Below are 15561 nucleotides of genomic sequence, written 5' to 3' on the forward strand. Positions count from 1 at the left end.
TCGTACCAGTGCGATCATACATAGAACACGCTCACCCGTCTCACCGCACTAGGGGTGGGAGCCAGCACCGGGTACCGGGGCGCCCGCAGGGCCAAGCGAATAGCGCGTGGCGGACGGCCCGGCCCCGCAGCTTGCGGAGGGGAAGTGCCCATATACGGAAACAAGTCATTAGAAAGCAGCGTCTAACTACCCTGATGCAGTGAATCATTTTGCAAAACTGCCTCTTTTGCTTTTCTTTACCAATGGGAAGAATCCCTTTTAAAAACCTTTATTGAATAGGCGTTATAGCAACTGAAACGTTGCGGTATAATGTCTTTTACCCACACTAGTATGCGACAATTCACAAACCTTCTACAGACATTGCATCGCAACGTCTTTGCCCTTATCATTTTACAGCTGCTGGCTTTCAGCTTGGTAGCGCAAGAGCTACCTGAACAGAAATACTTTGGCGACTTAGCTCCCCGCAACATTGGCCCCGCTGGCATGAGTGGCCGCGTCACCGCCATTGATGTTGACCTCAGCAACCCTGAAATTATATACGCAGGCAATGCCTCTGGGGGCGTCTGGAAAAGCACCGACGGTGGCATCGCCTGGAAAGCGATCTTTGACAAACAGCCATTACAATCTATTGGTGCTATCAAAATCAACCAACGCAATCCCGACGAAATTTGGGTAGGCACTGGCGAAGGAAACCCAAGAAACAGCCACAATACCGGACAGGGCCTCTACCGCAGCCGCGATGGTGGCGACACTTGGGAGCTCGTAGGGCTGGAGGAAACACAAAACATTCACCGTATCATCGTCCATCGCGACAATCCCGATATCGTATACGTGGGTGCCATGGGCTCTATCTGGGGCCCCAACCCCGAGCGGGGCGTTTTCCGTACCGAAGATGGTGGTAAAACTTGGGAACACGTACTGAAAGTAGCCGACGGTGTAGGTATCGCCGACCTCGTGGTAGACCCCACCAACCCAGACAAACTGCTCGCTGCTATGTGGGAATTTGACCGCGACCCTTGGTACTTCAACTCTGGCGGACCACAATCTGGCCTATACATGACCTACGATGGTGGCGACACCTGGGTGCAACGCACTGCGGAAGATGGCCTTCCTAAAGGCGACCTTGGCCGGATTGGTCTGGCCATTGCGCCTAGCGAACCCAACATCATTTACGCACTGATAGAAGCCAAAGTAAACGGCTTGTACAAAAGTACCGACGGTGGCAAGAAATGGAACCTCGTTAGCGAAAAGAACATCGGTAACCGGCCGTTTTACTACGCTGAACTTTATGTAGACCCCGTCAACGAAAACCGGATTTATAACCTCTACACCTACGTAAGCTTAAGTGAAGATGGAGGCAAGACCTTTAAAGTCATCCTGGATTATGGCACCAATGTTCACCCCGACCACCATGCTTTCTGGGTACACCCCAATGACCCCAACTATCTGATTGAAGGTAACGATGGTGGTCTAAACATAAGCCGCGACCGAGGCAAGACCTGGCGTTTTGTGACCAATATCCCAGCAGCGCAGTTTTACCATATCAACCACGATATGGACATCCCCTACAACGTGGGCGGTGGTATGCAAGACAATGGCTCGTGGGTAGGCCCAAGCCAAGCCTGGAAGAGCGGCGGCATCACCAACCACGATTGGCAAGAAGTGTTCTTTGGCGATGGATTTGACCTCTTCTTCAAGCCAAGCGATAACCGCTACGTGTACGCCATGAGTCAGGGGGGCAACGTAGGCCTGGTAGACCGCAAGACCGGCGCGACGACCTTCATTAAACCCGTTCACCCAGATGGAGAACGTCTGCGCTTCAACTGGAATGCTGCTATGGCGCAAGACCCACACGAAGAAAACACCATCTACTTTGGTAGCCAATACGTGCATAAGAGCACCGACTGCGGCCAAAACTGGACCATCATCAGCCCGGACCTGACGACCGATGACCCCGAGAAGCAAAAGGCCGACATCAGTGGTGGATTGACCTATGATGCTACGCAAGCCGAAAACTACACCACTATTTTGGCTATTGCCCCCGACCCCTTTGACGCGCAAACCCTGTGGGTAGGCACCGACGACGGCAACCTGCAACTGACGCATGACGGTGGTGATTCGTGGACAAACCTTGCGGCCAAACTACCAGGTGCACCAGCCGGCAGCTGGATTCCTTACATTGAGGTATCGCAAAAAAATCAGGGAGAAGCTTTTGTTATTGTGAATGACTATCGCCGCAACAATTTTGAGCCAATGGTGTACCACACCCGCACTTACGGCCAAAACTGGGACAGGATAGCCGACGGCGACGATGTGAGCGGATACACCCTCAGCATAGTGCAAGACCCTAAAGTGCCTGCCCACCTTTGGCTGGGTACCGACCACGGCCTGTACTTCAGTATTGACTACGGCAAAAACTGGACGAAGTGGACCGAAGGATTCCCCGGTGTGCCTGTAGCTGATATGAAAATTCACCCGCGCGAGCAAGACCTGATTATTGGCACCTTTGGCCGCGCCGCCTGGATTTTGGACGACTTGCGCCCAATGCGGGAAGTAGCCCGTACAGAAGGCGCCATCCTGGAGAAGCCATTCGCCACCTTCCCTTCTCCTGATGCTTACCTGGCGGAGACGCGTAGCTACCAAGGGATTCGCTTTATTGCTGATGCCGAATTTGTAGGAGAAGACCGCCCTCGTGGTGCGCTGCTCACGGTATGGGTAAAACCCAAAGACAAGAAAGACGAAGAAGCTCCTAAAGAGGAAATGAAAGATCAGGAAGAAGGGGACGAAGAAGCCGAAGAACAACCTAAGCGCAAGAAAAAAGGCGGCAGCGACAAGGTGAAAATTCAGGTCATCGACAGTGCTGGCGATACCATTCGCACCTTTACGCAGAAAGTAGAGCCAGGATTCAACCGCTTCACCTGGAACCTGCGCGGAGATGGTTTTTCATTCCCGAGTCGCCGCGAACGCAGGCCTGATGCAGACCCTCCGACGGGCGCGAGTGTTGCCCCTGGCACCTACACGCTACTAATGACCTACGGCGAAGAAACCGGTAAAACGACCGTAACGGTACACGCCGACCCACGCATTGAGTACGCTCCCAACACCTGGGCTAACCAAGAGGCTGCTAATGCTGAGTTAGAGAAGATTGTCACTGCCGCTACCGAAGCTTTCAACCACTTGCAGGAAATGCAGAAAGACATGAAACTGGTAGAGCAAGCCCTGGTACACGCACCAGATTCTACGCAGCAGCAAGTCAAAAAATGGAGCAAAGCCCTACGCGACAGCATCGCCCAGGTCGAGGAACTCTTTATGGAGCCTGCTGATGTAAAAGGCATCAAGCGCGACCCCAACACCTTGATGAACAGTCTCCGAAGCGTGCGCCGCTACATCAGCGACATCAATGGTGAGCCTAGCCAGATGGTAGGCTTTACCCTGGAGAAAGCCCGCCAACATACCGCGGAAGTTCTAGAGCGCGTAAACAAACTCGTGACGGAAGATTTTGTAGACTACCGTACCAAAGTACAAGCCATCACCGTGCAACTCTTCAAGGAGATGGAAGCAGTGAAGATGGAGTAAGACTATCATCTGGGAGCGACCCTGCCCCTTCCGCTGGTCGGGGCAGGGTTGCTCCCCCTCATAAAGGAAGTATTTCGGTACACTTTGTTAAATCTTGTATCAGTTACTTTTCAGCATCCTATTTTTCTTGGCATAAAAATTATTAATCTTTTTTAGTTCTCCTGTTACAGAACTAAAAAAACTCCTTATCTTTGTGCTGTCAAACCAAATAACGATGAATACAACTCAAGCAGGCATCAAGCAAAAAGTGGAAAAACTTGGAGTAATATTGGAAAAACTTGATCGCAGACCGATGGAGGCAAGGGTATTTGCACTTTTGCTACTGTCAGAGCCTCCGCACCAGTCTTTTGATCAAATTCGAGAGTTTTTGAGTGCCAGTAAAAGCGCTGTAAGCAACGCACTAAACCGGTTACAACAAGTAGGTGCCGTCCATTATTTGACTTTTAGTGGTGATCGTAAACGGTATTTTAAAATCAACACTAAAACTTGGCACAAACGCTTAGCTGACAGTTTAAAGAACCTAACAGCTCTCAATGTCCTTTTGGAAGATGTATTGGTACAACGAGCAGAAAGCAAACACCAGGACTTCAACAATGACCTTAAGAAACTAGTCGAATTTCAATTATTCCTCCAGGATGAAATTGAAAAAGCGGTTATAAAATGGAATAATAAGTAATTTTTTTTGCCATATTGGTTCTTTTAGTAAAGAACTAACAATCAACAGAAAACTAACAAAACAAAGTGAACTATTTAAAAATCATCAGCTGCGTTTTAGTGATGGTGGTCGCTGCAAGTGGCCCGCTAAAGAGTCAATACAATGCAATACCTCCTACAACTGGCCTGCCCGAAAGCATGAGCTTAAGCCTGGAACAGGCAGTAAAGCTGGCTATTGACAACAATCCTAACCTAAAGCGAGTACAAATGGGTAGCGTTCTCCTCGAAAAGCAGGTGCAACGCGTCAAAGGAACTGGCCTGCCTCAGATAACAGGCACAACAGGCTTTACAGATAACTTTTCTTTGCCTCAACAAATTCTTCCTGGCGAAATATTCGGACAAAGCGGCCAGATAGCGGTCACTTTTGGCAACCGCTATGGCATTAACGCCGGAGTAGAAGTCAACCAATTGATCTACAGTCGTGCATATAGTACCAATCTCAAAAAACTGGATGCTAGTCGCACTACCGTACAATTGCAGTATTTGGCAACTTTAGAGGACTTGGTATACAATGTAGCACAAGTCTACATTCAGTACCAGATCAATGCCGAACAACGCAGCATCCTTGAAGCTAATATCGAACAAGTAAACACGCTGGTTAATGTCGCTCAGGCGCAATTTGAAAACGGCATTGTCAAAAAACTCGACGTAGACCAGATCAAGGTAAATCGTACCAATCTACTTTCTGAATTATCCAACCTGGAGATTGGGCTGGAGCAACAATTGAACGTACTCCGGTTCTATCTGGCCTTGGATATGTCGCAGCCACTAGAGCTTACGGAGAAACTGGACGAAGCCCAGTCTTATCCGCTTTCCGACACCCTACTCATGGCATCGAATATCAACTATCAATTGCTGCAAAACCAAATGGCGCTCAATATTATGGACGATGATGTTATCAATGCAGACAGGTATCCACAAATTTCCGCTTTTGCTCAGTACGGCTATACAGGCCAAGCTAATGAGTTCAACCTCAAAGATGGAAACTACTCAGGATTCAGATCTGGCCTCTGGGGCATCAACATGTCGATTCCTATTTTCAATGGTTTTCAGACCAAACGCCAGTTAGAAGAAAACTATATCAAACGGCAGCAGCTCACACTCGATATCCAACAACTGGAGAATGCAACCAAAATGGAGTTCCGCAACGCTGCTAACAACATCCAGCAAAGTAAAAAATTGGTCAGCACCCAGTCTGCCAATATGGAACTAGCCCAGGAAGTATACGACATAACCAAGCTCTCCTACCAGGAAGGCGTAGCTCCACTTACCGAGCTGCTAAACGCTGAAACTGGCTTGCGGGAATCTCAGACTCACTACCTGACGGCGCTCATCAACCTCAAACTAGCAGAACTCGAATACATCAAATCAAGTGGCCAACTGGCCAAACTGACCAATTCGCTCAGCAACAATCAATAATCACCCCATTAATAAAAAATCAGAATGAAATATATTAAGCCAGCAATCATCACTTTGGCCGTCTTATTTATCGGCTTTTTAGGCTACCAAAAACTAAGCGCCAACAAAGCGATCATCGACGAAAAAGCCCAACAGCAAGAAGTAAAGATTACAGCTATCCCCGTAACTACAACGACGGTAAACAGCCAGAAAGTAAATAACGAATTGGCCATCATTGGTACTTTTGCTGCTCGCAAAGAACTCTCCATTATTGCAGAAGCACAAGGTAGAATCACCAGCCTGAAAGTAACCGAAGGACAAAGCATTGGCCGTGGCCAACTGATCGCCAGCATTGATGATGCTTCCATACGTGCACAACTGACTACCGCTCAGGCTTCGCTCGACAAAGCGAAAAAAGACGTAGAACGCTACAGCAACCTCCTTTCAGTAGGTGCCATCAGCCAAACTCAATTTGAAGAAATTCAACTGGGCATGCAAAACCAGCAATCGAACATTACCGCTATTCAACAGCAGTTGCAGTACACTCGCGTCAAATCACCGATGAACGGTATCGTCAGTGAGATTTTACTCGAAGAAGGCAGTTTCACTAATCCGGGCACAGAGATTGCTACCGTTGTTGACATCAGCCAGCTCAACATGATCGTGATGGTAGATGAGCGTGATGTCGTAAAAATCAAAGTGGGGCAATCCGTAAACATCACCACCGATGTTTATCCTGATGTAATCTTTAAGGGGAAGGTAAATCAAATCGGTGTGCAAGCCGACGCAGCTCGTAAATACGAGATTGCCGTAGAACTCAACAACAATGACCGCCAGCACCCCCTCAAAGCGGGTATGTATGGCACGGCGATTATTCCTACCGGTGATAATACCGAAAAATTTGTCCTGACTGTTCCTCGCAAGAGCGTCGCCGGAAGCCTCAAGCAGCCACAGGTTTACGTACTGAAAGACGGCAATATTGCTTCCCTGAAAAATGTAGAAGTAGGCGAAACCATCGGTGACCAGGTAGTCATTCTATCGGGCCTGCAAGAAGGCGACCAAGTCATCACTACCGGCCAGATCAACCTGGATGACGGCCGCCAGGTGAAAGTAATTAAGTAACTCCCTTCCCCTCTTTAAAATATAATCATGACGATTACCGAATTAGCAGTTAACCGCCCCACCTTGGTGGTGGTACTATTCAGCATACTGGTATTCTTTGGTCTATACGGTTATTCGACCCTGACCTACGAATTATTACCAGACATTTCTTCGCCGGTGATAACCGTTTCAACCATTTATCCCGGCGCTACCCCCTCAGAGGTAGAAACTTCTGTGACAAAGCCCATTGAGAATGCGCTGTCCTCCCTGGAAAACCTCGATGGCACACAAGCCATCTCAATGGAAGGCTTTTCCAATGTGGTGGTAGAGTTGAAGTACGGTTCTGATGTAGATCAAATCATACAAGATGCTCAACGCAAGATCGATGCTATCAATTCCGATTTGCCTGAAGATATTGATGATCCAAGTATTGGCAAGTTCTCTTTAAATGAGCTACCAATTATGCGGTTGGGTGCGACCTCTACGATGGAGGATGTGGCGTTCACCAAGCTATTTGAAGATAAAATCCAGCCCGAACTGGCGCGTATTGAAGGTGTAGCACAAGTAAACATCATTGGTGGTGCCGATCGCGAAATCAATATCAACGTAAATGCCGATAAACTGAAATATTACAGCTTGTCGATTCTTCAGATTTCGCAAGCCATCGCCCAATCGAACCTCAACTTCCCAACAGGTAGTATCAAGGATACGGATCAGAATGTTCTGGTACGCCTATCGGGCAAAATTCAGAGCCTGGAACAATTGCGTAACCTTACACTTACGACCACTTCAACAGGCTCGCAAGTTCGCTTGAAAGATGTGGCCGAAGTATACGACACCAAGCAAGCAACACAAACGATCTCGCGAATCAATGGCAAACCTTCGCTGGGTATTACCATTAGTAAACAAAGCGACGGCAATACCGTGGCAGTAAGTGAAAAGGTGCGCGAACGCCTCACGGTTATAGAAGAGCAATACGCCAGCCAGAACCTGACATTCGAAATCGCCAACGACAGCTCCGTATTTACCCTCGAAGCAGCCAATCACGTCATCGACGACCTTATGTTGGCCGTAGTACTGGTGGCGGTGATCATGCTGTTCTTTTTACACAACTTTCGCAATGCCTTGATTGTAATGGTAGCCATTCCGGTATCCATCATCTCTACCTTCGCGGTCATGAGCTTGGCTGGCTTTACGCTCAACCTGATGACCTTGCTGGCACTGTCACTGGTGATTGGCATTCTGGTGGATGATAGTATCGTGGTGCTGGAAAACATCCATGCCCGAATGGAAAAAGGAGCCTCAGCGCGAGAAGCTGCCGAGGGTACCTGGAAGGAAATCGGCCTATCCGTCTTCTCTATCACCCTGGTGATTGTGGTGGTGTTTTTACCCATCGGTATGGTATCGGGTATTGTGGCCGACCTTTTGCGGCAGTTTTCGCTGGTCGTGGTAGCAGCGACGATTATCAGCTTGGTGGTTTCCTTTACGCTTACCCCTTGGTTGGCTTCACGCTTTACCAAACTGACGCACCTGGATCGTAAAAAGCCGCTACAGTTGCCCTTAATTTGGTTTGAAAGTATGATCAAAAGCATTGAAAACGGTTACCGTTTGCTGCTCAACTTTGCTTTGCGGAATAAGATTGCCACAATGGTCGTCATTTTTGCGATGGTCTTTGCTTCCTTCCGTTTGATGACCGGAGGATACATCGGTTCTGAATTTGCTTCCAATGGCGACAATGGTGAATTTCAGATCAAGATGGAACTTCCCAAAGAGAGCCCCATTGAGCAAAACAATATCCTCTCGCAACAAGTAGAAGATTACCTTCTGAATCAACCGGAAGTAACCAATGTATTTACCACAGTGGGCCAAAGCAGTGGCGCGATGAGTGTGACCTCCACGGCCTACCTCTCGGAAATCAACGTAAAACTGGTAAGTGCAGAGGAACGTGACCTCAACTCCAACGAATATTCTCGTAAGGTAAAACAAGACCTGTCGACCGCCATTCCCGGTGCTAAATTCTCGGCCTCCCCCGTAAGTATGGTGGCTGGAGGAACGACAGCTCCTGTACAACTCACCGTACAAGGCACCAATGTAGAGGAGATGATTGCTTTTGGTGAACAACTGGTAGAGGAAGTCAAAAAAGTACCTGGTACCACTGAAGTAAAATCTACGGTAGAAGGTGGCAACCCTGAAATTGAAGTAGACATCGATCGCGAGAAACTTGCCGATTTGGGCTTGACCCTCGACGTGGTAGGGATCACCATGCAGAATGCCTTCACAGGAAATACGGACACCCGCTTCCAGGATGGTGAATACGAATACGACATTCGTGTACAGCTGGATGCTTTCGACCGCAAGAACAAGGTGGATATCGAAAGCCTGACCTTCCTCAATAATCGCGGAGAGCTGATAAAACTCAATCAATTTGCAACAATTACCGAAGGTAGCGGGCCTTCCCGCCTGGAGCGTAAGGATAAAATCTCCTCCCTCACGGTAGAAAGCCAAATCATGGGTCGTGACCTGGTATCCGTAGGCGACGAGATCCAACAACGCATCGACGCGATGGACATGCCTGAAAGCGTAAGTGTATCGCAAGGCGGTGACCTGGAAAACCAAGCCGACGCCTTCGGTAGCCTGGGCTTTGCACTGATGACCTCCATTCTGCTGGTATACCTCATCATGGTAGCACTTTACGACAGTTATGTGTATCCTTTTGTGGTGATGTTCTCTATTCCGGTAGCCCTGATTGGTGCTTTATTGGCATTGGCTTTAGCCATGAAAAACATGAGCATCTTTGGTATGCTTGGGCTAATCATGTTGGTAGGATTAGTCGTAAAGAACGCCATTTTGATTGTCGACTTTACCAATCAACTCAAAGCAGAGGGGATGCCTTCAAAAGACGCTATCGTTAAAGGAACACTCGAACGTTTCCGCCCGATCCTGATGACAACTATCGCGATGGTCATTGCTATGATTCCTATTGCTGTCGCTACGGGAGCAGGATCGGAATGGAAAAACGGCTTGGCCTGGGTACTCATTGGTGGGCTTACGAGTTCGATGATTCTTACCATGATTATCGTGCCTGTAGCTTATCGTATGGTTGATGGTGCCGCCGAGCGTTGGGCAAGATACCAAGCGAAGAAAAATAAAGCAACCACTGGTACACCAATGGGCATCGCTTCTCAACAAGATTAGCAGTTTGTCCCTTTTGGGGATTGCCTGGAAAGAAGTATTTATTCCTTCTGAACAGGCAATCTCCTTTTTATTTCTCACTGAAACTTAGTAAGTCATGTACTTAGCTCAACTTAATTCCGATTGCCAGAAAGTTATCCATTTTAAAATAAGCAAAGCGCTTGTACACGAAGAAGTAGTAGCACTGATAGATCAGATTGAGGTATTGAGTGAAGACGCCAACTGTTCGATCTATTTACTGGGAGAGTTCTATGATTTTCAAGGTTTTTGCAGCTTTCGCGCACTATGGAAGATGACCAAAACTCACTTCGCGGAGCTGGGCTGCCTGAAAAAATTTGCACTGATAGCCCAAAAAGAGTGGATTGGCAAGACAGGAAGTTTCATTGATTTTTTCACTCCTGGGCTTGACTTACAGCTTTTTGAGCCTCAAGAACATGTATACGCCTTGGAATGGCTCGGCATAAACGAAGCGCAGCACAACACTCTCTAAGAGGTTTTATGAAGGTGTATATACAGCGTGATCCAGTGTCGTTTAACGGCACTGGTGATCGCTTTTTTTAAACCCTTCCGTATCGGCGACGTCATAAAAATCGGGGCCGACATCATGGGCCGAGTAGAGGACGTCAATCTACGGCATACCGTAATCAATAATTTCCAGAACAAGCGTATTGTCATCCCCAATGCTGTCGTCAACAAAGAGAATATTGTCAATTACTATCTTGGAGAGTTCAAAATTTGCGAATGGATTGAAGTAGGTATCAGCTATGATTCCGACATGGATAAGGCGATAAAAATACTGCAAGAAACTTGCGAAACCCACCCCTTGTGTATGGACAACAGAACACCCCAAGCCAAAGCAAAAGGCGACCCCAAGGTAGATGTACAAGTAATAGGCTTGGGCGACAGCTCTGTAAAACTAAAAGCCTGGGTTTGGGCGGCCAGCTACCAGACGGGTTTCAATATGCGCAACCAATTGTACAAAACCATCAAAGAACGCTTTGACCAAGAAGGCATTGAAATTCCGTTTCCACATACGACGGTTGTTTTGAAGGGGAATTAAGATAACCCTGTGGGGAAATTAGTATTATGTGGATGATCTAAACAAAATCATTCCACACGGCAAGTTTTTTTTCAGTCCAATTCCCCAATTTTGTCTAGCTTCCATAAATATTTCTCTATGCACTCTCTTAGCTTAACAAAAACTACACTTTGCGCAAGTATACTTATCCTGTTCAGTATACTGTCCAGCGAGGCTACAGCTCAAAATTCTCACGGCAAGGAATTTCATCGCCTTTTTCACCAAGCCGATAGCTTATTCGACTTGGGGCAATATGCAGCTGCAGGTCAGCTCTGCGATCAAGCACTGAAAATGAAGGGAGGACAGTTTCCCGATAGCGGTTATTATACGGATGGTTTTTTGTATTGGACGGAAGCAGGCAATCAGGAACGCTCTATTTTTTATCTGGAAAAAGCCTTGTTACTGCGCTGGCAACCTCAGGATATTTTAGAAACCTTGGAAACCGCTCCGGAATATGAATTCCTCAGACAGCACGAACGCTTCAGAGAAATAATGGACACCAACTACGCAAAAAGAAAAAAGTACGGTGGCATCGCCAGTACCTTGATTGACATTGGCATAAAAGACCAAACTCTGCGGCAACTTCTCAGCTGCGCCCAGGAAAAATTTGCGGATGACTCCCTCCAACTGAATGCTTACTACGACCTCATGGAAATGCAGGACAGCTTCAACCTCATCTATGTAACATCCGTACTGGATAAACACGGTTGGCTAGCCATCAACAAGATAGGAGAACCGGCGAATCGGGCACTCTGGCAGGTAATCCAGCATTCCCCGCTCGAAGTGCAGGAAAAATACTTGCCGCTCCTGCGGGAGTCTGCCGAAAAAGGGGAAAGCAGAATGTCCAGTTACGCCTTCCTTCAGGACCGCGTGCTGATGAGAAGAGGCCAAAGGCAACGTTACGGCACCCAAATTGCCAAACATCCGGATACTGGTAAATCAGCCGTTTACCCCGTCGAAGACCCCATCCATATCGACAGCATCCGAGCGAGTGTCGGTTTTGAACCCATTAAAGAATACGCTGCCTTTTTTGATATTGAAATCACCTCTCCAGCTGATTTGGATGATCAGCGGGTGTTGGAATATTGGCAGGAGAGGCGTTCCCTTCCACCCCACTAAAAATACTCCAAATACTCCTCCAACGACGCTAGCCCCAAAGAATCGCGACGTTGATCAACCGTCTCTGCATTTTCGATGGGGTACAGCTCTCCATTCAATAATTGTGACCCGTAGACTTGGAGATAATCGTTATTCATCAATAGTCGATCGGTGGTAAGTGCTAAGTCTTCTTCGTGTAAATCACCTTCTTTAACTAACCTTTTTATTTCGAGATAATAATGGGCCATAAGTGGAGCTTCACTGTGTTGGATCATTAGCCAGAATGTACTTAGCCCTTTTTTGCCCAACAATTCCACATTAGGAAAACCACACTGATTGACAATGGACACAATTTTTGCTCGCTCAAAATCAAAAAAACCGAGCGGATTACTTTCCTCATATCCCGACCATTCTTCCTGCTGAAATTTATAAACATCACGCATTTGGTACTTTAAGCTATCGCAATTAAAAGAAAGTACAGGCACGTCTTTTGCAGGATCAAAATCGATATTAGCAATTAAGATGCGCGTAATATAATCTTCAAAGCTCGCCTTTCGAACAATGCCTTCCCGAATTACCCCCAAAGAATCGACGTAGTAATCAATCGCCAAAGTTCCTTCTTTTAAGGCCGCTACCTCTTCTTCAGAGACATTGCGACCATCCTCAGATCGAAAGATGGTCTCGCTGAGTGAAAACACGGAATCTTGATGTTGTTGCACCAATTCCTCCACAGATAGCTTCTGTAACGGGCCAAAATCAGGTTTCTGACAAGAGAAAAACGGGAGTAAGGAAAGTAAAAGAAGAGTGGTCTTTCCGTTGAAAACGGTTAGTTTAATATTCATCGTGATGCGCGTTAGTTAACAAATACCCAAATTAACTTTTCCAGGAATACGGTAATAGTCCCAAACCGTTAAACCCTCGTTAAATCGAAATTTCCGCAGCAACTCTTCCCCCTGCAAGGTGTACTTTTAATAAACAGTTTTGAATTATATAAAACCCCGACGATCATGAAACACCTAGCAATTTTAGTAATCCTGAGTATTATTATTACCACTTTTTCCTGTACGCCTGATGCACGACTCGAACGACGCGAAGATAAACTCGAAGGTGCTTGGGAATTTGACAAAGCTTTCTACCGCAGCGATTGGGATCTCTTTCGAGACAATGTAATTGACGATTTCCGTGGCGATGTGATTGAATTCTACGGCGACTACGCCGCCGTTTACGAAGACGCTTCGGAAAACACCTTCTTTGATGGTGAGTGGGAGATGTTCTACCAATGTGAATGGGATTTTGTAGACGATGACGAAGAGGTAGAATTCTACCTCGATATGTATTTCTACGACGCAGACAATCGCGAGTCTTTTGCTTACTTCACTTCCATCAACCTAATCACCAAAAACAAGTTGAACCTGAAGGCACATACTCGTGACGGCGTGTATACTTTCAGATTGAGAAAGCTGTAACAGCAAGCCACTCCATTTTACTAGCTATGAAGGAACATCTCCTTTAATTGGCACTCTTAACGCAGTTTGGGCCGAAGCTCAAACTGCGTTAAATTTGTTCCTAAGGTGCGTAACGAATAGCGAAGCACGGCGCACAGAGGAGCAGCAGCAGCGATAGCAGCGGTTCCGCACTCCCCGCCGAGGCGGGGTGCGGAAAGAGCGAATAGCGCGGTGGCCAGCCGCCAGGCACAGCCAGCTGCCCAAATATTCGAGTACACTTCTATCGTGCTGAACACAATAGCCTGGGAACTAACTATCTTTACCGGGAAAGCTCCTAAAAAATGGCATCAGACAAACCCCGCCTGACAAGGTTGACCGCAATTATCACCCAACTGCAATCCAAGCGGATTGTGACGGCAAGGGATATTGCCGAAAAACACAAGGTCAGTATCAGGACGGTGTACCGAGATATCAGAACGCTGGAAAGCTCGGGGATTCCTATTCTTACCGAAGAAGGAAAAGGGTACTCCATCATGGAAGGTTACAAGCTTCCACCCGTCATGTTTTCCGAAGAGGAAACCCAAGCGCTGATCACCGCAGAACTCCTCCTCCTCAAAAACAAGGATCAATCACTGGCGAAACATTACCAAAGTGCGCTTACCAAAATCAAGTCTGTCCTAAAGATCAACCACCAGATCAAAACAGAATTTCTAGCTGATCGGATTCAAATTCGTGACAACCCTACCCAGGAAAAAACCAGTGATCATTTAATCCAGCTCCAATCGGCTATCGCTGATTTTAAGACCGTCAAGATCAATTATCTGTCGCTGGATAACTTCCGCAGCGAACGCAAGGTGGAGCCCTTTGCAGTATATACGACCCAAGGCAACTGGATTTTGATCGCTTTCTGTCAGCTAAAGAAAGGTTTCAGGGCTTTCCGGTTAGATCGTATTCAAGGTTTAGCCTTCACTGGCAAAAACTTCGCACCACATTCGCTTACGCTTAACGAATACCTGGAGGAGTGCCGAAAAAAATGGGAACCGACCCCTGACACAAGGCTGTCACCTGATGCCGCTACATTTGCACTACATCAAAAAAACAACGACGTGCAAACAGTCAAAATTGAGCCTTTTAAGGTTATCGGAATCGCTATTAGAACGACCAATGAGCATGGGCAAGCCGCTCAGGATATCGGCGAACTTTGGGGGAAATTTATGGGCGAACAAATCCTTGGCAAAATCCCCAATAAGGTAGACAACACCGTTTATTCGCTTTACACCGATTACGAGGGTGACCACAACAAGCCATACACCGCTATGATTGGCTGTAAGGTGGTAACGTTGGAGGATATTCCAGCAAACATGGTCGGAAAATCTCTTTCTGGAGGTAACTATATAAAAACGACTACGAAGGGAAACCTGAATGATGGCATCATCGTGAAGCATTGGAACAAAATATGGGAGATGGATCTCGATCGCACCTATGATGCCGACTTTGAAGTTTTTGGCGAGAAGGCCCAAAACCCCTTAGATGCAGAAATTGAATTCCTGGTTGGGGTCAAATAATACAGCTGATGAACTTAGATATAGAACATTTCTATTCCAACCAGACAGAACCCAATCAGAGCTGTCTCTTGGCCTTGCGCAGTATCATTCTTGAGCAAGATGAAAATATTTCGGAAACGCAGAAGTGGGGTATGCCCTGCTTCTGCTACCGCAAAAAGATGTTTTGTTTTCTGTCGACCGATAAGAAAACGGGCCAACCTTATCTACTTATGGTCGAAGGTAAACACCTTGATCATCCCGAATTGGATCAAGGAACGCGCACCCGGATGAAAGTTTTCAACATTGACCCTACCAAAGATTTACCCATTACAACCATCAAACTCATCATAAACGATGCGCTTGATCTATATAAAAATGGCATCATAAAAATAAAATGAAGCGACCGCTAACGGAC

At 47.0% G+C, this 15561-nt stretch carries 12 protein-coding genes; 11 read left to right on the plus strand and 1 reads right to left on the minus strand.

Features of this window, described 5'->3' with window-relative positions:
- Window positions 1–330: 330 nt before the first annotated feature.
- The 8 genes from ACRBG0_RS06635 (at window position 331) to ACRBG0_RS06670 (ending at window position 12178) form a co-directional block, all read left to right on the plus strand.
- Entirely contained in the window at window positions 331–3576 is a 3246-nt protein-coding gene (locus ACRBG0_RS06635) for a VPS10 domain-containing protein (protein ID WP_431486121.1), read from the plus strand.
- A 214-nt stretch (window positions 3577–3790) separates the two neighbouring features.
- Window positions 3791–4252 carry a GbsR/MarR family transcriptional regulator gene (locus ACRBG0_RS06640; RefSeq protein ID WP_431486122.1) on the plus strand — a complete coding sequence of 154 codons (462 nt, stop codon included), beginning with the start codon at window positions 3791–3793 and terminating at the stop codon, window positions 4250–4252.
- 65 nt (window positions 4253–4317) lie between these two features.
- Window positions 4318–5709, plus strand: coding sequence for a TolC family protein (locus tag ACRBG0_RS06645; protein WP_431486123.1), 1392 nt, complete (start codon window positions 4318–4320; stop codon window positions 5707–5709).
- A gap of 24 nt (window positions 5710–5733) precedes the next feature.
- Window positions 5734–6810, plus strand: coding sequence for an efflux RND transporter periplasmic adaptor subunit (locus ACRBG0_RS06650; RefSeq protein ID WP_431486124.1), 1077 nt, complete (start codon window positions 5734–5736; stop codon window positions 6808–6810).
- Window positions 6811–6837: 27 nt separating this feature from the next.
- Window positions 6838–9984, plus strand: a complete 3147-nt coding sequence (locus ACRBG0_RS06655; RefSeq protein ID WP_431486125.1) for an efflux RND transporter permease subunit — start codon at window positions 6838–6840, stop codon at window positions 9982–9984.
- Between the two features lie 94 nt (window positions 9985–10078).
- Entirely contained in the window at window positions 10079–10471 is a 393-nt protein-coding gene (locus tag ACRBG0_RS06660; RefSeq protein ID WP_431486126.1) for an STAS/SEC14 domain-containing protein, read from the plus strand.
- Window positions 10472–10525: 54 nt separating this feature from the next.
- Window positions 10526–11041: a mechanosensitive ion channel family protein gene (locus ACRBG0_RS06665; RefSeq protein ID WP_431486202.1), complete on the plus strand. Its 516-nt coding sequence runs from the start codon at window positions 10526–10528 to the stop codon at window positions 11039–11041.
- Between the two features lie 117 nt (window positions 11042–11158).
- Window positions 11159–12178 (plus strand): DUF6624 domain-containing protein, encoded by a 1020-nt coding sequence (locus ACRBG0_RS06670; protein WP_431486127.1) that lies wholly within the window; start codon window positions 11159–11161, stop codon window positions 12176–12178.
- Here the strand turns inward: ACRBG0_RS06670 and ACRBG0_RS06675 are convergent.
- Complete coding sequence (locus ACRBG0_RS06675; RefSeq protein ID WP_431486128.1) at window positions 12175–12999, minus strand: DUF6624 domain-containing protein; 825 nt, start codon at window positions 12997–12999, stop codon at window positions 12175–12177. The two genes, ACRBG0_RS06670 and ACRBG0_RS06675, sit on opposite strands and share 4 nt — an antisense overlap.
- A gap of 165 nt (window positions 13000–13164) precedes the next feature.
- Here ACRBG0_RS06675 and ACRBG0_RS06680 point away from each other — a divergent pair, with 165 nt between their 5' ends.
- The 3 genes from ACRBG0_RS06680 to ACRBG0_RS06690 all read left to right on the plus strand — a co-directional run bounded on the left by ACRBG0_RS06680 (window position 13165) and on the right by ACRBG0_RS06690 (window position 15544).
- On the plus strand, window positions 13165–13623 hold the full coding sequence (locus tag ACRBG0_RS06680) for a hypothetical protein (protein WP_431486129.1): 459 nt from the start codon (window positions 13165–13167) through the stop codon (window positions 13621–13623).
- Window positions 13624–13943: 320 nt separating this feature from the next.
- Window positions 13944–15167 carry a WYL domain-containing protein gene (locus tag ACRBG0_RS06685; protein ID WP_431486130.1) on the plus strand — a complete coding sequence of 408 codons (1224 nt, stop codon included), beginning with the start codon at window positions 13944–13946 and terminating at the stop codon, window positions 15165–15167.
- Window positions 15168–15175: 8 nt separating this feature from the next.
- The gene (locus tag ACRBG0_RS06690; protein WP_431486131.1) at window positions 15176–15544 is read left to right on the plus strand and encodes a DUF1801 domain-containing protein; all 369 of its coding nucleotides are present in this window, start codon (window positions 15176–15178) and stop codon (window positions 15542–15544) included.
- Window positions 15545–15561: the final 17 nt, after the last annotated feature.

The organism is Lewinella sp., from assembly GCF_050633125.1.
Lineage (GTDB): Bacteria > Bacteroidota > Bacteroidia > Chitinophagales > Saprospiraceae > Lewinella.